This is a genomic window from Candidatus Manganitrophus noduliformans, from assembly GCF_012184425.1.
GTDB lineage: Bacteria > Nitrospirota > Nitrospiria > SBBL01 > Manganitrophaceae > Manganitrophus > Manganitrophus noduliformans.
Genome location: NZ_VTOW01000001.1, coordinates 891498 through 910914, shown reverse-complemented (window position 1 = coordinate 910914; position 19417 = coordinate 891498). Strand labels below are relative to the sequence as shown.

The following is a 19417-nucleotide window of genomic DNA, read 5'->3' as shown; positions in this document are numbered from 1 at the left end:
CCGGAATGACGTACGACTTTCTATGCCGCCTTGGCCTGCCCGGCGGCGTCCAGATGTCGAACAAACCAATCCGATGCCATCCGCGCCACCTGCTCCAACGCCCCGGGCTCTTCGAAAAGGTGTGTCGCGCCGGGAATAATTTTCAGCTCCGCAGGGGCCCGCATCCGCGCCATCGCCCCTTTGTTGAGCTCGATCACCTGACGATCTTCTCCCCCCACGATCAGCAAGGTCGGCGCCCGGACCTCTGAAAGCGCCGGTCCGGCGAGGTCGGGACGGCCGCCGCGGGAGACGATCGCGCCGACCCGGTCGGGACGCCGGGCGGCGGCGATCAACGCCGCCGCGGCCCCGGTGCTGGAGCCGAAATAGCCGACCCGAAACGAACCGGTCTCGGGCTGTCGGGCGACCCAATCGGTCGCCTCGACGAGCCGCTCCGCAAGGAGGCCGATGTTGAATCGTAGCGCCGCCGTCACCCGATCGATCGACTCCTCCTTGGCCGTGAGCAGGTCGAGCAAGAAGGTCGCGAGACCCGCGCGATGGAGCACGTCGGCGACGAACCGGTTTCGGGGGCTGAAGCGGCTGCTGCCGCTTCCGTGCGCGAAGAGAACGATCCCCCGCGCCCCCGTCGGGATTCGGAGATCTCCCTGAAGCCGGATGCGTCCGGCAGTGACGGTCACGGAGCGGGGGTCATCCGGATTCGGCCTTCCGGCCGCCGGATTCGGCCCCCCGGCCGGCGGATTCGGCCCTCTTGCCGGCGAATTCGATCCCGTCGCCGGCGCTTCTCTTCCTTCGACTGCCGCCGTCTCCTCCCGCGCCCGCTCCAACCATTCCAAGACTTCTTCATCCGAAGTTTGCTCGAAGTTCTGGTACCAGAGGCCGACGGCGCCGAAAGAAGGGGGGGCTTCGAGGCAGACGAGCGCGTCGACCTCCTCCGAGAGCGACCGGGCGGTATCGGAAGCGCAGACCGGGACGGCAAAGATGATTCGCCGCGGCTCCTCCTTCCGGATCGCCCGGATCGCCGCCTTTGCCGTCACCCCGGTCGCCAGGCCGTCATCCACCAGAATGACGGTCCGCCCCCGAAGCGCGGGAGGGGGACGGTCTCCTCGAAAGCGGCGCAGACGGCGCGCCAACTCCCGCTCCTCTTCGGCGGCGATCGCTTCGATCTCCGCCTCACGAATGCCGAGCATGTCGATCGCCTCTTCGTTGAGAACACGCACCCCGCCCGGCGCGATCGCGCCGATCCCCAGCTCCGGCTGGCCGGGCGCGCCGAGCTTGCGCGCGATCATGACGTCGAGCGGGGCATTCAGGGCGCGCGCCACTTCGTATCCGACGGGGACCCCTCCCCGCGGAAGCGCCAGAACAATTGGATTTTCATTTCGGAATTCTTGAAGAGACTCGGCCAGTCGGCGGCCGGCGGCCGCTCTGTCTTTGAACACCATTCTCCACCCTTGCTTCTCTAAGGCGTCGCGGCACAGCCGCGCCTGCGCAACGGTCAGGGCCCCTTTCCTATCCAGGATAGGACTTTATCTTCGAGCAGATCAATACTACAAAATACGTAGAACCGGTAACCTGAAAGGATTACAATTGTCAGAGAGCGTATTGCAATACGCCCTACCCTCATGTAATGCCCTTATGTTACAATAGCGTGTTTTATTTCCGAGGAGCAAAAATGCCGCAGAAAATCCTAGTGGTGGATGACGAGGCCGATTTGAGCAAACTGGTGGCGCATCATCTGCAGAAAGAAGGATTCGAGCCGCTTTGTGTCGCGAACGGCGCCGAGGCGCTGAAGATCATCGCCAAACAGCCGGTGGCGCTGGTGATCCTCGATGTGATGATGCCGGGAGAAGACGGGCTCCAAGTCTGCAGAAAGCTTCGCGCCAAGGAGGAGACCGCCTCGATTCCGATTCTCTTCCTCACCGCCAAAGATGAGGAGAGTGACAAGATCGTGGGGCTGGAGCTCGGAGCCGACGATTATGTCACCAAGCCCTTCTCCCCCAAAGAGCTGATGGCGCGTGTGAAAGCGCTGCTCCGGAGAACCGAGCGCAAGGAGAGCGCCTCAAGCTACGCGTATCGCGATCTGGTGTTGGATGTCGTCCGCCATGAGGTGAGGCTCTCGGAGAAGAAGATTCCCCTCACGGCGAAAGAATTCTCTCTGCTCGAGCAGCTCCTCAAGAGCAGAGGGATCGTCCTCACGCGCGATCATCTGCTCAACACCGTCTGGGGGTATGACTATTTCGGGACCACCCGGACGGTCGATGTGCACATCCGCAGGTTGCGGGAAAAGATCCCGCTGCTCGAAGAGGCGATCGAGACGGTTCCCTTGTTAGGTTATAAGCTGACCGATGAAGACTAACAGACCGACCGGACAAACGTTCCGCGCCCCCCGATTTGGGGCGGTCCCTCGCCTCCTTCCGATTCAATGGAAGTGGATGGCGGCCGTCCTCTTTTTCGCCACCCTGGCCCCCCTCCTCCTCGGCGGCTTGCTCCTTCAGATGACCCGAATGCGGTATTTTCTCCTCATCGCCATCGGGATTGCGTTCTTTGGAGCGATCTTCCTGAGCTATCTTCTCTCAAAACGGCTGGTTGCTCCGCTGATTCAAATGACCGAGGCGGCCCAAAAGATCGCGCGGGGAGACTTCCGCCATCGCGTCCGGATCCGATCGGGGGATGAAATGGAAGCGCTCGCGGAGGCGCTGAACCGGATGGCGGAGGACCTCCAACGGAAAATACAAGATCTCTCCGACGACCGCGTCAAGACCCTCGCCATCCTTTCCGGGATGGTGGAAGGGGTTCTGGTTCTGGACGACAAAGGGAAGATCGTCCTGACCAACACCTCTTTCGAGAAGATGTTCGGTCTTGCGGGCGAGCCGTGGATCGGCCGGTACCATTACGAGCGCCTGCGCCATCATCCGCTCAATGCTTTGATCAAGGAGGTCATTCAGACCGGTCGGTCCCTCTCGCAGGAGCTCCGGCTCGAAACGGCTTACCGGCCCCATCTCCAGGTCCAAGCCTCCGTGACGGAGCAACCCCCCCGATCAGTCGTTCTCGTCTTTCACGATATCACCGAGATCAAGCGGCTGGAGCGGATGCGGAAGGATTTCGTCGCCAACGTCTCGCACGAGCTGCGCACTCCGCTGGCGGCGATCAAAGGCTATCTGGAAACCCTGGCCGACGGTGGACTGGAGAATCGGGAAGAAGCGAGGGAGTTTCTCGCCATCCTTCAGAAGAATACCGACCGGATGGCCAACATCGTCCGCGATCTGCTCCAGCTCTCCCGGATCGAATCGGGACTCGATCCGATCCGGCCGGCCCGGATCGACCTTCGCGAGGCGGTCGATAAAAATCTCTTGTTGCTCAAGCCGCTTGCGGAGAAGAAAGGACAGACGCTCGCCGTCTCTATCGAACCGGGGCTCTCGCTTTCGGCCGATCCCGAAAAATTAAACCAGGTCTTCATCAACCTGTTGGACAATGCGATCAAATATACGCCGGAGAAGGGGACGATCGCCGTGACCGCTTCCGGGACCGGCGAGGGGGTCGCGATTGAGATCCGGGACAGCGGCATCGGCATCCCGCGGGAAGATCTCGGCCGGATCTTCGAGCGCTTCTACCGGGTCGATCGGACCCGCTCGCGGGAGCTCGGCGGGACCGGCCTGGGGCTCTCGATCGTGAAACATATTGTCGAAGCGCACGGCGGGAAAATCACGGTCGAAAGCGAGATCGGAAAGGGGTCGCGGTTCATCTTGTTCCTCCCGAACCAGACCCCGGCCGGCGCGGTCGGGGCCGGTCTCTAACGGCCTCGACGATTGTCATTTCCGGGCGGCTGTGGTATATAAGCCCTGTCAGCCTTCTTGAGAGCAAGCATGCGCCGCCCAGGAAAACATCTCATTCTTTTAACGACCCTCCTCCTGATCATCTTCTCGATCGGGACGGTCTACGATCCTTGCGCTGCAGAGTGGCGGTTGGAAAGCGTCTCGCCTTCCGGCCCCTTCTCCCTCTCGGAAGGTTCTGCGGACTCCTCCCGTTCCTCCGATGTGGAGACGGCCGACTGCCACTGTCTTTGTCACTTTTCCTTCCGGCCGGCAATGGAGATCGGCTTTGAAAGATCGATCGCCAACCAACCCCTCCTTTCAACGTTCAAGGAATTCGCCAAAGCGCCGCCGATCGACGGTCTCCTCAGACCGCCCATCCTCCGTCTTTAGAATCCAATCCGATAGAATAATCGCTTCTTTTCATTTTTTTACCCTGTAGGGGCGTATTGCAATACGCCCCTACAACGCCCCGATGTGTGGTCAATGCGACGCAACCGGGCCGTAAAACATATTTGCGGAGAAATTTTATGAACCGAAAGACGGCCCTCTTTTGGGGGATGCTGGTGTTCGGACTGATCGGATGCGCCGCTTCCCGCCCGGATCGGACCTTTCCGGCGCCTCGTCCCCTTGGAAGCGACCTTCCCACATTCCGCGCCCACGCCGAGCCGACGACGGGACCGGAACCGTCGGCCATTGAGGAACCGGCCGATACGTTGACCCTACGGCAGGCCCTCGCGCTGGCCCTGATGAAAAATCCGGAGCTGTCGGCCTTCTCCTCGGAGATCCGCGCGCGGGAGGCGGCCGCCCTTCAGGCGGGGCGGCTCCCCAATCCGCATCTCGGGGCCGAGATGGAAGATATCGGCGTTGGAACCGAAACGACCCTCCGGCTCAGCCGGCTGATTGAAACGGGTGGAAAACGCGCTGCAAGAATCGAGGCGGCCTCCCTGAATCGCGACCTGGCGGGGTGGGATTATGAAACCAAACGGATCGATGTTTTGACGCGGGTGTCGCAAACCTTTATCGAAGTGTTGAGCGACCAGCAAAACATCACCCTCGCCGAAGAGCGCGGGCGCCTTGCGGAAGAGGTGGCGCGGGTGGTTTCGGAAAGGGTGCGCGCGGGGAAGGTCTCCCCGATTGAAGAGACCCGGGCGAACGTAGGGCTTTCTTCCGCCAAAATCGAGCTGGAGCGGGCCGGACGAAGTCTGGATCTCTCACGTAAGCGCCTGGCCGCCGCCTGGGGAAGCACGATCCCTCAATTTGAAAAGGTGGAGGGGAACCTCGGTTCTCTCCCTGCGATTCCTCCGGTGGAGCAACTGGCTCAACGCCTCTCCCAAAATCCGGACCTCGCCCGTTGGGCGACGGAAATTTCTCAGCGCCGGGCGGTCATCGATCTGGAAAGATCCCGAACGCTTCCGGACATCACCCTCAGCGGCGGCGTTCGGCGATTCGACGAAACAGAGGAGACCGCGTTTGTCGTCGGTGTAACGATCCCGCTGCCGATCTTCGATCGAAATCAAGGCGCCATTCAGGAAGCGCAACATCGACTGCAGCGGGCGAAACAGGAGCGCCGGGCCGCCGAAGTCCGCGTCGCCACCGCATTGAGCGAAGCCTACGGGGCCCTCTCTCGTGCGCACAGCGAGGCGCAGGCCCTTCGGGATCATCTGCTTCCCGGCGCAGAGAGCGCCTTCGAGGCGGCGAACGAAGGATATCGGCTCGGCAAGTTCGGCCTGCTGGATGTGCTCGATGCGCAGCGGACCTTCTTCAGCGCCCGCGCGCAACATCTGCGCGCGCTGGCCGACTACCACCAGGCGGCGGCCGAAGTCGAACGGTTGATCGGGGCGCCGCTGGATAGCGTCGAAAACAGCCCCCTTCAAAAAGAGACCGGTCAAAACAACGGAGTCCTCAAATGAAAGTGAAAAATATCATCGCCGTCGGCGCCATTCTCCTGGTGGGAATCGTCCTGGCGTTGGCGATCGTGCGAACGGAGAAAAAGTCACAGGGGGGCGAATTCCATGAAGAGGAAAAGGGGGATCCCGGTGAGGGGATGAAAGGGCCTCACGGAGGGAGGCTTTTGTCGGACGGCGATTTTCAAATCGAGCTGACCCTCTATGAGCGCGGTGTGCCGCCGCAATTTCGGGCCTATGCCTATGAAAAGGGAAAGCAGATCGATCCGAGCGAAGTGCATCTGACGGCGGCGCTGCACCGGCTCGGGGGACGGGTGGAAGAGATCGGCTTTCAAAAGGAGGGGGACTTCCTTCGCGGCGATAAAACCATCGAAGAGCCGCACTCGTTCGACGTGAAAGTCGCCGCGGAGCGCCACGGCCGGACCCATCGCTGGGAATACGCGCAGGTCGAAGGGCGGGTGGAGATGGCCCCGGAGGTCGCGGAGGCGGCCGGAATCGAAATCGGGACCGCCGGCCCGATCCGGATGAAGACGATTCTCGAACTTCCCGGCGAGATCCGGCTCAACCAAAACAAGGTGGCTCATGTTGTCCCACGGCTATCCGGGGTTGTCACGGAGGTCCGTAAAAACCTGGGAGAGAACGTCAAGAAGGGGGAGGTCATCGCAACACTCGACAGCCGGGAATTGGCGGAGGCAAAAACGGAGTACATCGAATCGGTGCACCGTTTAGAATTTGCGCAGGCCGCTTTTGTTCGGGAGGAAAGTCTCTGGAAAAAGAAGATCTCGCCCGAACAGGATTATCTCGCCAGCCGTCACGCGCTGGAAGAGGCCGAAATTGCCAGGCAATCCTCGGAGCAGAAACTGTTGGCCTTGGGACTTTCGCATGCGGACCTCACGTCATTGGCGATTGAGCCGGAAGGGGCGGTGGTGGAGCGGGAGGTCCGGGCCCCCTTCGTTTCGAAAGCGCTGACACGCTATGAAGTCAAATCGCCGCTCGACGGAATGATCATCGAAAAACGGATTTCAACCGGTGAGGCCGTGAAAGGGGACGCCGAACTCTTCGTCATCGCCGATCTCTCGACCGTTTGGGGAGAGATGACGGTCTATCCGAAGGATCTGCGCGCCGTCCGGGTGGGACAAAAAGTGACAGTGCGATCGAAGGAGCTTGAATTGGAAACAACAGGGAAGGTCTCCTTCATCGGATCCCTCGTCGGGGAGCAGACACGGACCGCTTCGGCCCATGTCGACATCCCGAACCCAAACGGACTCTGGCGGCCGGGCCTCTTCGTAACGGTCGAACTGGTTCAAGAAGAGGCGCCTGTTCCGGTTGCGGTTTCATCCGAGGCAATCCAGACCTTTCGGGACTGGAGCGTCGTCTTCATACAGCATGGAGATCAGTTCGAAGCACGGCCTCTGGAATTAGGGCGAAGCGACGGGAATTGGGTGGAAGTGATCTCGGGCCTCTCTCCGGGAGAGAAATATGCCGCGAAGAACAGCTTTGTCCTGAAGGCCGAACTTGGTAAGACGGGGGCGTCCCACGATCATTAAGGAGATGGAACATGCTTGAAGGAATCTTAAAATTTTCCATCCGCCGGCGGTGGGGCATTCTGATGGCGACCTTGGCCGTCGCCGCCCTCGGCGTCTATCATTATCAGCAGCTCCCGATCGACGCCGTCCCCGACATCACCAACGTCCAGGTCCAGATCAACACCGAGGCCCCCGGCTTCTCCCCGCTGGAAGCCGAGCAGCGGATCACCTTCCCGGTCGAAACGGTCATGGCGGGGCTCCCCCATCTGAAAGAGACCCGCTCCCTCTCCCGGTATGGACTCTCCCAGGTGACCGTTATTTTCGAAGACGGCACCGACATTTATTTCGCCCGGCAACTGGTGAACGAGCGGATTCAAGAAGCGAAGGGAAAGTTGCCTCCGGGAATCGAACCGACGATGGGGCCGATCGCCACCGGCCTCGGCGAGATTTACATGTGGACCGTCGAAGCGGAGGAAGGGGCAAAAAGACCCGACGGCGGCGCCTATACGCCGACCGACTTGAGAACGATCCAGGACTGGGTCGTCAAACCGCAGCTTCGGAACGTGAAGGGGGTGACCGAGGTCAACACCATCGGCGGCTATGAGAAGCAGTTTCATGTCACCCCCCATCCGGAAAAATTGATCGCCTATGGACTCACCTTCCAGGACATTCTGGAGGCGCTCGCCCGGAACAACAACAATATCGGCGCAGGCTATATCGAGCACCGGGGAGAGCAATACCTGATTCGGGCCCCCGGGCAGGTGGCCGACCCGGAAGAGATCGGGCAGATCGCGGTGGGAAATCATCACGGCGTTTCGGTTTACATCAAAGATGTGGCGGAAGTTCTCCTGGGGAAAGAGCTGCGGACCGGCGCGGCCACGGAAAACGGCAATGAAGTTGTTCTCGGCACCGTCTTCATGTTGATGGGAGAGAACAGCCGCGTGGTTTCCCGAAAAGTCGCCGATCAACTGGTCGAGATCAACCGGACCCTTCCGGAGGGGGTCGTCGCGAAGACGGTTTATGATCGAACCACGCTCGTCGATGCAACGATTGAAACGGTTCAGAAGAACCTGATGGAAGGGGCCCTTCTGGTCATTGCGACCCTGTTTCTTTTTCTCGGAAACATCAAAGCCGCCCTGATTACCGCGCTGGTCATTCCCCTGTCGATGCTCTTCACCATCACCGGGATGGTCCAAAACAAAATCAGCGCAAACTTGATGAGCCTCGGCGCGCTCGATTTCGGGCTGATCGTCGACGGCGCCGTGATCATCGTCGAGAACTGCATCCGCAGACTGGCCGAAGAACAACATCGCGCAGGAAGGCTTCTCACCCGCGCCGAACGCTTCAAAACGGTTTTCGACGCCTCGAAAGAGGTCCGGCGGGCGACGATGTTCGGGGAGCTGATCATCATGATCGTCTACCTCCCGATCCTGACACTGAGCGGCGTCGAAGGAAAGATGTTCATCCCGATGGCGTTCACCGTCATCGCCGCGCTGCTCGGCGCGATGATCCTCTCTGTGACGTTTGTTCCCGCGGCGGTGGCGCTCCTTCTTTCCGGACCGATCTCCGAGAAAGAGATTTTTCTCGTCCGATGGGCCAAGAAAATGTATACCCCCTTGCTGAATCACGCCCTCGCAAACAGGGTTCCGGTGGTCGTCGCGGCCGCGGTTCTCGTGATCTTGAGCGGGCTGCTCGCCACCCGGATGGGAAGCGAATTCATTCCAAGCCTCGACGAGGGGGACATCGCCCTGCACGCCCTCCGTATTCCGGGGACCAGTCTGACCCAGGCGATTGAAATGCAGCACCTGCTGGAAACCAGGATCAAAGCATTTCCGGAGGTGGAGACGGTCTTTGCCAAGCTTGGAACGGCGGAGATCGCCACCGACCCGATGCCCCCCAGCGTCGCCGACAATTTCGTGATGCTCAAGCCGAGATCGGAGTGGCCCGACCCCAAGCGCCCCAAAGCCGACCTGGTTCATGCGATTGAAGCAGCGGTCAAGAAAATCCCCGGAAACAACTATGAGTTCACACAGCCGATCCAGATGCGCTTCAACGAGTTGATCGCCGGGGTGAGAAGCGACGTGGCGGTGAAGGTCTTCGGCGACGACATGGACGTTCTTTTTGAGACCGGCGAAAAGATCTCGGAGGTGATGGAGAAGATTCCCGGCGCGTCGGATGTGAAGGTGGAGCAGGTGACCGGCCTTCCGATGCTGACGATTCAGATCAACCGGAAAGAGATCGCGCGATACGGCCTCAACGTCTCCGATGTTCAGGAAGCGATCGAAATCGCCGTCGGGGGGAAAAGCGCGGGCCGGATTTTTGAGGGGGACCGGCGGTTCGAATTAATTGTGCGCCTCCCCGAGGAGATTCGAGGCAACCTTCAAGCGATCAAGCGCATCCCGATTCCCCTTCCCCCGGCCGAACCAAACACCCGGGCCGTTCGGGCCGAGTCGCGGCCCCATTTTCTCCCCCTCGCCGCCGTCGCCGAATTCAACATCGCCCCCGGACCCAATCAGATCAGCCGGGAGAACGGCAAGCGGCGGGTCGTTGTGACGGCGAATGTCCGGGGCCGCGACATCGGATCATTCGTGGAAGAGACGGAGCGGACCCTCAAAGAGCGGGTCAAGATTCCGGCGGGCTACTGGACCGCCTGGGGCGGACAGTTCGAGCAGATGATCTCCGCCGCCAACCGGCTGAAGAGGGTCGTTCCGGTCGCGCTCCTTCTGGTTTTTCTCCTTCTGCTCGTCACCTTCGGAAATCTGAAAGACTCCCTCCTGGTCTTCACCGGCGTCCCGCTGGCGCTCACCGGCGGAATCGGGGCCCTCTGGTTAAGAGGGATCCCGCTGTCGATCTCGGCGGGGGTCGGATTTATCGCCCTTTCCGGCGTCGCGGTCCTCAACGGGCTGGTGATGATTACGTTCATCAATAAGCTCCGCTCCGAGGGGCAAGCGTTAGATGAAGCGATCTTCCACGGCGCGATCACGCGCCTTCGGCCGGTCTTGATGACCGCTTTGGTCGCGTCATTGGGATTCGTTCCGATGGCGCTGGCGATCGGGCGGGGAGCGGAGGTCCAACGTCCGCTGGCAACCGTTGTCATCGGGGGAATTCTCTCCTCCACCGCGCTGACGCTGCTGGTCCTTCCGGTGCTTTATCGGATCTTTCATGCAAAGGAAACGGCGGAAGAGGCCGCAGAGGAGACGAAACCGGCCGATAAAGCTGAAATGCCGGAGCGGGCGTGAAGAGCGATTAGTTATCTGAAGGAATGTTATGATGAATGACTATCTGATTACGCTCGCCTTGGCCGCCCTCCCCGCGCTCGGCAATTTCTTGGGGGGGCTGCTCGCCGAGTTCTTCCGGACCTCTCAGCGGACGCTCAGCATCGCCTTGCATGGGGCGGCCGGCGTCGTCCTCGCCGTCGTGGCGGTGGAGCTGATGCCTCAGGCGTTAAAGGCGGCGGCGCCCTGGATCATCATTCTGGCTTTTCTCGCCGGGGGAGGTCTCTTCATGGTCGTCGATGCACTGCTCGATGTCGTCGGCAGCCGCTACGGCGGTGAAAAAGGCCAAGCGGGTCCCTGGATGATCTTCTTCGGCGTCTCGGTCGATCTCTTCAGCGACGGGATCATGATCGGCGCAGGCTCCACCCTGAGCTTCGGTTTGGGACTGCTCCTGGCACTGGGCCAGGTGCCGGCCGACATCCCCGAGGGATTCGCGACCATCGCCGCATTCAAAGCACGGGGCGTTCCGAGGCGGACCCGCCTTTTGGCCGCCGCCGCCTTTGCCCTGCCGATTTTCCTCGGCACCACGATCGGCTACTTTGGGGTGCGCGGCCGGCCGGAAGTGGTGAAGCTGGCGCTGCTGGCGTTTACGGCGGGGATGTTGACCACGGTGACGGTCGAGGAGATCGTCCCCCAGGCGCATCAGGGAAAGGAGACGAAGCAGGCGACCTTCGCCTTTATCATCGGTTTTGCGCTCTTTACCTTCCTCTCCGTCTATCTCGATTAAAGGCACCTGGTTTAAGCGCCACGCCGGGAGAGTGGACCAACAAAGGAAAAGAGAAAGGGATGAAAGAATGGATTCAACACTTCAGCAGAGAGCGTTGCGGCTGTCCTATTTTACGGTGGGATATAACCTGATCGAAGGAATCGTCTCGATCGCAGCCGGGCTTCTTGCCGGAAGCGTCGCCCTGGTGGGGTTCGGCCTCGACAGCTTTGTAGAGTCTTTGTCCGGGGCGGTCATGATTTGGCGGTTCAGCAACCATCAGACGCTCAGCCCGGAAGAACAGGAGCGGCGCGAAGCAAAGGCTGTTCGGCTAGTCGGCTGTTCGTTCCTGATCCTCGGCGCGTATGTGACGTATGAGTCGATTGAGAAATTGGTCCGCCGTGAGGCGCCTGATCCGAGTTTTCCAGGCCTGATCATCGCCCTCTTGTCGATCGTCATGATGCCGATCCTCTTTTATCTCAAGTACAAAACCGGCAAGGCGCTCGGCAGCCGCAGCGCGGTCGCCGACTCCAAACAGACGCTCGCCTGCGTTTTCTTATCGGTCGCGTTGCTGATCGGGTTGGGGCTCAACTATCTCTATGGACTCTGGTGGGCCGATCCGATCGCCGGCTTGGTGATCGTCCTCTTTGTGGTTCGAGAGGGCTATGAGGCCTTGAGAGAAGAAAAATTATGCTGTTGAAACCAATCTGAATGGGAGGAAAACCGTTTCTGGATTTCAAACGCCTTCAAGGTTCCTGTGAACTCTTTCAGACGGATTAGTCCCTGTGAGGAATAGACACGTCCGAATTCAGGCGATAGATTAGAGATAAGAGACGCGGATACTTTTGCTATGAAGGGGATCAATGTCTATTCGAGAGGGCATCAACAACGTCTCGACATGGGACCTGCTCAAAGGGGCCGGAATCGGCGTGATCAATGCCGTTCTGTTATCGGCGATCATGGTTCCGCTCTTTCGAGCCGGCGTTTCGCCGCTGCCGGAACCGCTCGGCCTGGCTTTCGCCGAGACCCTCCTCAACCGGCCGCTTCCCCTTCCGATCGGCCTTCTCTTCCACATCGCATGGGTCACCCTCTGGTCGATGGTTTATGTTGCGCTCTTCCGGGATCGGCTCACCTTCGGCAACGCCCTGCTCGTGGCGTTGATTCTCTGGGCGTCGGTCCTCTTCTTCTTTTTCCCGTTCGTCGGGTGGGGGTTCCTCGGCCTCAAGATCGGCCCGATGTTGATCGCGGCCTCGGCCGTCCCCCACTTTCTCTTCGCCCTCTTTCTCTGGGCGTTGTCGAAGTTTTCCTTCGGAAAACCGACGGAGGAGGAGCGGGCGGCGCGGCGGCGCCAGGCCTATGCCTAGCATAGAGGCCGCGCATCCTGGAGGCTCTTGAGTAAAATCTCCGATCACTCTTTGACGGTTCCCGATAATATGACCGAACTCTCCTCGGGTCGCTCTCTGCGCTCTCTTCCGAGCCCCGGTTTTCTCCAGAGGAGATAAATCACCGGCAACACCAGAAGCTCCAGGATCGCGGCGCTGACCATCCCCCCGACCATCGGGGCGGCGATCCGCTTCATCACATCGGCACCGGTGCCGGTGCTCCAGAGGATCGGAACCAAACCTGCGATCGTGGTGGAGATCGTCATCAGCTTCGGGCGGACCCGCTGAACCGCCCCGTCCATGACAGCTGCATAAAGATCCGAGAGGGTTGTCATCTTCCCCTCCTTTCTTCTTCGGTCAAAAGCCTCATCCAGATAGAGGACCATCACCACGCCGGTCTCGGCATCGACCCCCGCGAGCGCGATGATCCCGACCCAGACCGCGACGCTCATGTTGTATCCGAGCAGATAGACGATCCAGGTGGCGCCGATCAATGAGAAGGGGATCGCCAGGAAGATGATCAGGCTCTTTTGGACCGACTTGAAGTGAAAATAGAGGAGCAAAAAAACAATGAGGAGGGTCAGCGGCACGACATACATCAACTGCGCCTTGGCCCGCTCCAGGTACTCGTACTGTCCGGCCCAGACCAGGGCATATCCCGGCGGCATCTTTACCTTTTCCGAGACGACCTTTTTGGCCTCTTGAACAAAACCGCCGAGGTCCCTCCCCGCCACATCGACAAAGACAGTGCCGGAGAGCATCCCGTTTTCATTCTTGATCATCGGCGGCCCTTCCGTATACCCGATCTCGGCCACCTGCGCCAGCGGGATCTGCGCGCCAGATGGCGCGGCGACGAAGACCCGCTTGAGCTTCTCCAGATCATCCCGGTATTCTCTGGAATAGCGGACATTGATCGGATAACGCGCGCGGCCTGCGATCACCTGCGAGATGTTTTTTCCGCCGACGGCCGATTCGATCACCTCTTCGATCTCTTCCACAGTCAGCCCATATCGGGCCGCCTGCCGGCGATCGATTTTAAAATCGAGGTAATATCCGCCGGTGACCCGTTCGAAGAAGGCGGAGCGGGTTCCGGGGACCGTTCCCATGATCCCCTCGATCTGCAGACCGATCTCTTCGATCTCGTTTAAATCGGATCCGAGGATCTTGACGCCGACGCTGCTCCGGACCCCGGTCGCCAACATCTCGGTCCTCGTCTGGATCGGCATCCACCAGATGTTCGGCATCCCGGGGAACTGAAGTTTTTTGTCCATCTCGTCAATCAGCTTCTCCCAGGTCATGCCGGGCCGCCACTGCTCTTTCGGCTTTAAGGTGACGGTGGTCTCCGTCATCGACAGCGGCGCGGGGTCGGTCGGGGTCTGCGCCTGGCCGATCTTGCCGAAGACGCGCTCCACTTCCGGGATCTCTTTGAGCATCCGATCCTGAAGGCTCAAGATCCGCGTCGCCTCGGTGATCGAAATCCCGGGGAGGGTCGTCGGCATATAGAGAATCGATCCTTCATTCAAAGGGGGCATAAATTCAGACCCTAATTTTAGAAAGATCGGAATCGTGGAGAGAAGAAGCAATACCGTCAGCGCCAGCATCGTCTTCGGCCATCGGAGGGCCGACCGGAGAGCCGGATCGTAAACCGCAATTAAAAAGCGGCTGATCGGATTTTGCGCCTCCGGCCGGATCTTTCCCCGAACGAACAGAACCATCAATGCCGGGGTGAGGGTGATCGCCAGGAACGCGGCAAAGAGCATGGCGAAGATCTTGGTATAGGCGAGCGGGCTGAAGAGCCTCCCTTCCTGCCCCTGCAGGACAAAGATCGGAAGAAAAGCGACGGAGATGATCAGGAGGGCGAAGAAAAGCGCCGGCCCGACCTCTTTGGCCGCGGAGACGATCACCTCGTTCCGGCTTCCGACGCTTCCCTCGGCTTCCCACCGCTCCAGCCTCTTATGGGCATTCTCGACCATTACGATCGAGGAGTCGACCATTGCCCCAATGGCGATGGCGATCCCTCCGAGCGACATGATGTTGGAGGTGATCCCGAGGTAATACATCAAAATAAAAGAGATCAGGATCGCCACCGGCAGGGTGATGATTGCGACAAAGGCGCTAGGAAGGTGAAACAGGAAGACCGCCGTCACCACGCTGACGACAGCGGCCAGCTTGATCAATTCCTCTTTCAATGTATCGATCGAAGCACGGATCAGCTCCGAGCGGTCATACGTCGGGATAATTTTCATCCCCTCCGGCAGGGACGGTTCGATCTCGCGGAGCTTCGCCTTGACCCCTTCGATCACCTCCAGGGCATTGGCGCCGTAGCGCATCACGACGATTCCGCCGACCGCCTCTCCTTTTCCATTCAATTCGACCACCCCTCTGCGGATGTCGGGGCCGAAGCTCACCCGCGCCACATCGGACACACGAATGGGGGTTCCTTGCGGGTTGGTCCCCAACACAACGCTTCGGAGGTCGTCCAGAGACTGAATGTATCCTCGGCCGCGGACCATATACTCCCGGCCCGCCTGCTCGATGACCCGTCCTCCCACATCGTCGTTGCTCATCCGGATCTTTTCGGTCACCTCGCGAAGGGAGAGATTGTAGGCCGACAGCTTGTTTGGGTCGATGTTCACCTGGTATTGCTTCACGAAACCGCCGATCGACGCGATTTCGGCCACGCCCGGCACCGACTGAAGCCAATAGCGAAGGGTCCAGTCCTGAAAGGATCGGAGGTCGGCGAGATCGTGCCGGCCGGTCTCGTCGATCAGGGCATATTGATAGACCCAGCCGACGCCGGTGGCATCGGGACCGAGCCTCGGCGTGACCCCCTCCGGGAGCTTGTCGGCGACCCCCTGCAGATACTCCAGCACTCGGCTTCGCGCCCAGTACAGATCGGTGTCGTCCTCGAAAATAACGTAGACGAACGAAAAACCGAGCATCGACTGTCCCCGGACATCTTTGACCTTTGGGGCGGCGATCATGGAGGTGACCACCGGATAGGTGATCTGGTCTTCGACCAGATCGGGGCTTCGTCCGGGCCATTCAGTATAGATGATCACCTGAACATCGGAGAGATCGGGAATCGCATCGAGCGGAACCTTTCGCATTGCCCAGATCCCCCAGGCCGAGAGAAAGAAGATCATTAATAAGACGAGGAATTTATTCTTTGCGCTGTATTCGATGATTTTTGCAAGCATCGTTGTCTCTCGGGTTGGAATAGCCTATAGGGCAGGTTTACCCCCCCCTACCCTCCATTACATTCATTTACATTCCTTCCATGTCGCTGCCGACCTCCAGGATGAACTTTTCCTGAACCTCCGGTTTTCCCGGCTGGCTGATCAACGCGGTGACCTCCCAGATCCCGGCCATCCCAAAGTTGACCTTCGATTCATAGTGACCCTCCTTAAACGAGGCTGTCCTTCTCGCCACCTTCATTCCCGGCATCGGCATCGTGTAGACAAAGGTGACCTTCGCATTCTCCACCGGCTTTCCCGAAGCGTCGACAATCTTCAAACGGAGGAGGCTCTCCCCCTCCTTTGGAGAGGCGGGCTCGGTCGATAAGGTCAGGGTGAGACCGCCTGCCTTTCTGGTCTGAGGTCCTGCGGGCGCTTTTTCTCCTTCCATCCCTTCCATGTTCATCTCCATCTCGCCCATCCGGGCCTGCTCCATTTTGATGCCGGCCATCCCGAGCGCCCCCATCATATTGGCCGAGGCCATCAGCTTGCTCTCCGAGTCGATCAGAAAGTTGGCCGAGGTGACGATCCGCTCGCCGGGGTTCAATCCCTCCTGGATGAGGTAGGCCCCATCGATCCGGCGCGCCTTGACCTCCTTCGGCACATACATCTGCATCCCCCGATCGATGAAGACGATCTGTCGCAGGCCCGAGTCGAGGAGAGCCGACTCCGGAACCAGGAGTCCCCTCCCGAGGCGGGATTTCAGTTCGACCTCAGCGAACATCTCCGGTTTGAGCCGACGACCCGGATTGGGAAGCGCCAGCCGCACCCGGACGGTCCGGGTCTGAGGATTGAGGAAGGGATCGACATAGGCGACCTTTCCGTGAAAGGTCTCGGCGGGATAGGCGTCCACGGTGACGGCGGCCTCCTGTCCCTCTTTGACATACGAAAGATCCGATTCGTAGACTTCTGCGATTACCCAGACGGTCGAGAGGTCGGCGATTTCATAGAGGGTCTCCTCCGGCGTGATCCGCATCCCTTGGGTCCCTTCTCGACGGGTGACGACGCCGTTGATCGGGGAGGTGATTGTGATCGCCGTCTGCGGCTTCCCCCGCTCCTCCAGCGCTTGAATCTGCTCTTCGGTAATGCCGAAGAGAAGCAGTCTTCTTCGCGCCGAGGCGAGAAGCGTGCTTCCGGTCTCCCGCACCTCGGCGATCGGACTGGCCCCCAACTTTTCCTGTCCACGCAGGGCCAGCAGGTACTCCTGCTGGGTGGAGAGAAGATTGGGTGAGTAGAGGGTCAGAAGCGGCTCTCCTTTCCTCACTTCCTGGCCGGTAAAATTGACGAAGAGATCCTGAATCCAACCGTCGACCCTCAAGTTGATTCGGGCGAGCTTTCGTTCGTCATACGCCACCCGTCCGGCGGCCCGGATCACCTTCTCGATCTCTTTTTCCTGAACCTCGGCCACTTTCACCCCGATCCGCTCTTTTTTCTCCGATGTCAGCATCGCCGTCGCCTGACCCGTTTCATCCACCCTCATTCTCATCCCTTCCATTCCGGACATGTCGGCGGTTTCTTCGACCGTCTCCGTGACGCTCATCGCCTGATAGTAAGTGATCTGTAAGGCCCGGAGCGCAATCCCCGCAATGAAGACGATCAGGAAAACGCCCTTGATGCCGATCCCTGTTTTTTTAATATTTTTCATGTCGATTCTCCTCAATTATGTTTTAAAATTCTCTTCCGACCATCTCTTCGAGTTCGGCCAAGCGCTTGTCTGCATCGGCCAGAGCGCGGAAGTAGGTCGTCTCCGCCTCTTTTAAATTCCTCTGTGCATCAATGAGCGTTAAAAAATCGTTTTTTCCGGTCTGATAGCCGATCAGCGCACTCTCCAATGACTGCTCCGCCAACGGCAGAATCCCATCTTGATAGAGATCGGCGAGGCGCTTTGATGCTTCAAATCGGGTCCAAAGGTCTTTGATCTTGAAGCGGCTCTCGTTGACGGCGGACCGATAGGCCGCCTCCGCGCGGGATTGCTCCGCCTCGTTTTCGCGAATTCGGGCGTCATACTTTTTCCTGTTGACCCACGGAATGTTGATCCGGACGGTCGCCATCCAGGCATTGTGTTCTCGGTCATGCATGTCCATAAATCCCACCTCCGCCGTCAGATCGGGGAACCGATCCCGCTTGGCCAGCTTGATCGCCTCCTCTCCTCGCTGGACGGCCAGCGCTCCGATTCGATTTTCAGAGCGGGTTTCTTCCGCGTCGCCTTGCAGCGCTTCCATCTCCGGAATCGAGGAAGGAAGGGTCGGCGCCTGCGGGACGCCGAGTAAACCGGAAACGGGACGATTCATGAGGATGTTCAGCCGCGCAGCGGCGCTCTCCCGCTCTTGCTCCAACGTGATCACGGCATTGGAGAGGTTGAGCAGCTCCATCCGGGCGCGGAGGAGATCCTGCTGGCCAGCCTCGCCGACCGCGAATTTCTCCTGGGCGATTTGAGAGAATTTCCGGGCCAGATCTACCTGGTCGTGGTGGATTTCCAAAAGCTTGCGGGCGAGGAAGAGATCATCATAGGCCTGTTTGGCCAGGCGGACGGTTCTCAGAGAGACGGCGCGAAATTCCTCATCGGCTGCGGCGCGCTCCAGATCGGCCATCTTTCCGCGTAGCCCCCTTTTCCCGAAAAAGGGGAACTGTTGGGAGAGGGTATACCAGGTCTCGTTCGCCTTCAGAATGTTGAAGTTGGCCGGGAACTCCCATCGGGTGATCCCGAATTGCGGATCATCCAGGGCCCAGGCCTGCGGAATCCGCTCCCGTGCGGCAAGGCTCCGCCCTTTGGCGGCTAAGATTTCGGGGTTTTGCGCGACGACCTCTCTTAGAACTTCTTCCAAGAGCAAAGCATCGGCGCTCTCTTCGGCTGCAGAGAATCCCATCGACATTCCGACGGCGCCAAAGATGAAAACAAAAACGAAGAGAAGGCGTTTCATAAGGAACTCCCTTCGGTATATTTGGATGTATGGGCAAAATAAGATGTGCAATCGCCCTATTGGGTTTTCAGGAGCGCGGGCGATTGCATGTAATCGACGTTTGGAGAGAAAATTTAAAGCAGAAGGGTGCGGTGGAGGATATAGAGATCCCCTTGGGGCTGTAGTGAGGAACAATCCAGGTCAAATTGGGATGAAAAAACGAGCGGAGGGGCCTTGAGCGACTGGGCGATCAGCGCCAGCCCATCTTCCACAAGAACCGCCGGCGCGGGAAGTTGAGGGCCGGCATGCAGGGAGCGCTGCTGCGTGGAAAGATGACAGAAGCTTTTTGCAAGCTCCGGAGAAGAGACGTTTCGGCAGGGAATGGCGCAGCAATCGTCGGCTTTCGGCGCCCAATCGGGAATCATACAGGCGCTGGCGAGTGAGAGGGTGAGGAACGAAAGGCCTAAGATGATTAAGACGAGCCACTTGCATTTTCGATGAAATCGCATCGGTCTCTCCGCGTATGGGTAAAATACAGGCTCCGCTTCAAAAAGTCAAACAGGACGATCCCGACCGGCTTTTCGCAACAACGCAACGCTCCGTCTCGATTTTTAAATGACGCTCAATCCTGCCGGATCGGATTGTACGCATAGGGCCCGCGTGGTATCATTATCGCCATGTACAC

The 19417-nt window shown here is 59.4% G+C and carries 14 protein-coding genes; 9 read left to right on the top strand and 5 right to left on the bottom strand.

From position 1 onward, the window contains the following. Nucleotides 1-20: 20 nt before the first annotated feature. A complete protein-coding gene (locus MNODULE_RS04515) occupies nucleotides 21-1436 on the bottom strand; it encodes a phosphoribosyltransferase family protein (protein WP_168058269.1) in 1416 nt (471 codons plus the stop codon). Between the two features lie 230 nt (nucleotides 1437-1666). Here MNODULE_RS04515 and MNODULE_RS04510 point away from each other — a divergent pair, with 230 nt between their 5' ends. The 9 genes from MNODULE_RS04510 (at nucleotide 1667) to MNODULE_RS04470 (ending at nucleotide 12578) form a co-directional block, all read left to right on the top strand. After that, a complete protein-coding gene (locus MNODULE_RS04510; protein WP_168058268.1) occupies nucleotides 1667-2350 on the top strand; it encodes a response regulator transcription factor in 684 nt (227 codons plus the stop codon). Continuing rightward, nucleotides 2340-3788 carry a two-component system histidine kinase PnpS gene (gene pnpS / locus MNODULE_RS04505; RefSeq protein ID WP_168058267.1) on the top strand — a complete coding sequence of 483 codons (1449 nt, stop codon included), beginning with the start codon at nucleotides 2340-2342 and terminating at the stop codon, nucleotides 3786-3788. Before MNODULE_RS04510 ends, pnpS begins: the two co-directional genes overlap by 11 nt. Before the next feature lie 69 nt (nucleotides 3789-3857). After that, nucleotides 3858-4196, top strand: coding sequence for a hypothetical protein (locus MNODULE_RS04500; RefSeq protein ID WP_168058266.1), 339 nt, complete (start codon nucleotides 3858-3860; stop codon nucleotides 4194-4196). A 137-nt stretch (nucleotides 4197-4333) separates the two neighbouring features. After that, entirely contained in the window at nucleotides 4334-5716 is a 1383-nt protein-coding gene (locus tag MNODULE_RS04495) for a TolC family protein (protein ID WP_168058265.1), read from the top strand. Continuing rightward, the gene (locus MNODULE_RS04490) at nucleotides 5713-7257 is read left to right on the top strand and encodes an efflux RND transporter periplasmic adaptor subunit (protein WP_168058264.1); all 1545 of its coding nucleotides are present in this window, start codon (nucleotides 5713-5715) and stop codon (nucleotides 7255-7257) included. Before MNODULE_RS04495 ends, MNODULE_RS04490 begins: the two co-directional genes overlap by 4 nt. An 11-nt stretch (nucleotides 7258-7268) precedes the next feature. Further along, nucleotides 7269-10475, top strand: a complete 3207-nt coding sequence (locus MNODULE_RS04485; protein WP_168058263.1) for an efflux RND transporter permease subunit — start codon at nucleotides 7269-7271, stop codon at nucleotides 10473-10475. 28 nt (nucleotides 10476-10503) lie between these two features. Next, on the top strand, nucleotides 10504-11238 hold the full coding sequence (locus MNODULE_RS04480; protein ID WP_202882110.1) for a ZIP family metal transporter: 735 nt from the start codon (nucleotides 10504-10506) through the stop codon (nucleotides 11236-11238). Between the two features lie 67 nt (nucleotides 11239-11305). Next, nucleotides 11306-11914, top strand: coding sequence for a cation diffusion facilitator family transporter (locus MNODULE_RS04475; RefSeq protein ID WP_168058262.1), 609 nt, complete (start codon nucleotides 11306-11308; stop codon nucleotides 11912-11914). A 163-nt stretch (nucleotides 11915-12077) separates the two neighbouring features. Further along, a complete protein-coding gene (locus MNODULE_RS04470) occupies nucleotides 12078-12578 on the top strand; it encodes a hypothetical protein (RefSeq protein ID WP_168058261.1) in 501 nt (166 codons plus the stop codon). 44 nt (nucleotides 12579-12622) lie between these two features. Here MNODULE_RS04470 and MNODULE_RS04465 read toward each other — a convergent pair whose 3' ends face one another. From MNODULE_RS04465 to MNODULE_RS04450, 4 genes are all read right to left on the bottom strand, one after another. Beyond that, nucleotides 12623-15796 carry an efflux RND transporter permease subunit gene (locus MNODULE_RS04465; protein WP_168058260.1) on the bottom strand — a complete coding sequence of 1058 codons (3174 nt, stop codon included), beginning with the start codon at nucleotides 15794-15796 and terminating at the stop codon, nucleotides 12623-12625. Nucleotides 15797-15863: 67 nt separating this feature from the next. Continuing rightward, nucleotides 15864-17477, bottom strand: a complete 1614-nt coding sequence (locus MNODULE_RS04460; protein ID WP_168058259.1) for an efflux RND transporter periplasmic adaptor subunit — start codon at nucleotides 17475-17477, stop codon at nucleotides 15864-15866. Nucleotides 17478-17499: 22 nt separating this feature from the next. Then, a complete protein-coding gene (locus MNODULE_RS04455) occupies nucleotides 17500-18753 on the bottom strand; it encodes a TolC family protein (RefSeq protein WP_168058258.1) in 1254 nt (417 codons plus the stop codon). Nucleotides 18754-18866: 113 nt separating this feature from the next. Further along, nucleotides 18867-19241, bottom strand: coding sequence for a hypothetical protein (locus tag MNODULE_RS04450; RefSeq protein WP_168058257.1), 375 nt, complete (start codon nucleotides 19239-19241; stop codon nucleotides 18867-18869). Nucleotides 19242-19417: the final 176 nt, after the last annotated feature.

What these genes read in the sequence shown, in the direction of transcription:
- MNODULE_RS04515 (WP_168058269.1), bottom strand. Translation starts at nt 1,436, where the DNA reads ATGGTGTTCAAAGACAGAGCGGCCGCCGGCCGCCGACTGGCCGAGTCT.
- MNODULE_RS04510 (WP_168058268.1), top strand. Translation starts at nt 1,667, where the DNA reads ATGCCGCAGAAAATCCTAGTGGTGGATGACGAGGCCGATTTGAGCAAA.
- pnpS (WP_168058267.1), top strand. Translation starts at nt 2,340, where the DNA reads ATGAAGACTAACAGACCGACCGGACAAACGTTCCGCGCCCCCCGATTT.
- MNODULE_RS04500 (WP_168058266.1), top strand. Translation starts at nt 3,858, where the DNA reads ATGCGCCGCCCAGGAAAACATCTCATTCTTTTAACGACCCTCCTCCTG.
- MNODULE_RS04495 (WP_168058265.1), top strand. Translation starts at nt 4,334, where the DNA reads ATGAACCGAAAGACGGCCCTCTTTTGGGGGATGCTGGTGTTCGGACTG.
- MNODULE_RS04490 (WP_168058264.1), top strand. Translation starts at nt 5,713, where the DNA reads ATGAAAGTGAAAAATATCATCGCCGTCGGCGCCATTCTCCTGGTGGGA.
- MNODULE_RS04485 (WP_168058263.1), top strand. Translation starts at nt 7,269, where the DNA reads ATGCTTGAAGGAATCTTAAAATTTTCCATCCGCCGGCGGTGGGGCATT.
- MNODULE_RS04480 (WP_202882110.1), top strand. Translation starts at nt 10,504, where the DNA reads ATGATGAATGACTATCTGATTACGCTCGCCTTGGCCGCCCTCCCCGCG.
- MNODULE_RS04475 (WP_168058262.1), top strand. Translation starts at nt 11,306, where the DNA reads ATGGATTCAACACTTCAGCAGAGAGCGTTGCGGCTGTCCTATTTTACG.
- MNODULE_RS04470 (WP_168058261.1), top strand. Translation starts at nt 12,078, where the DNA reads ATGTCTATTCGAGAGGGCATCAACAACGTCTCGACATGGGACCTGCTC.
- MNODULE_RS04465 (WP_168058260.1), bottom strand. Translation starts at nt 15,796, where the DNA reads ATGCTTGCAAAAATCATCGAATACAGCGCAAAGAATAAATTCCTCGTC.
- MNODULE_RS04460 (WP_168058259.1), bottom strand. Translation starts at nt 17,477, where the DNA reads ATGAAAAATATTAAAAAAACAGGGATCGGCATCAAGGGCGTTTTCCTG.
- MNODULE_RS04455 (WP_168058258.1), bottom strand. Translation starts at nt 18,753, where the DNA reads ATGAAACGCCTTCTCTTCGTTTTTGTTTTCATCTTTGGCGCCGTCGGA.
- MNODULE_RS04450 (WP_168058257.1), bottom strand. Translation starts at nt 19,241, where the DNA reads ATGCGATTTCATCGAAAATGCAAGTGGCTCGTCTTAATCATCTTAGGC.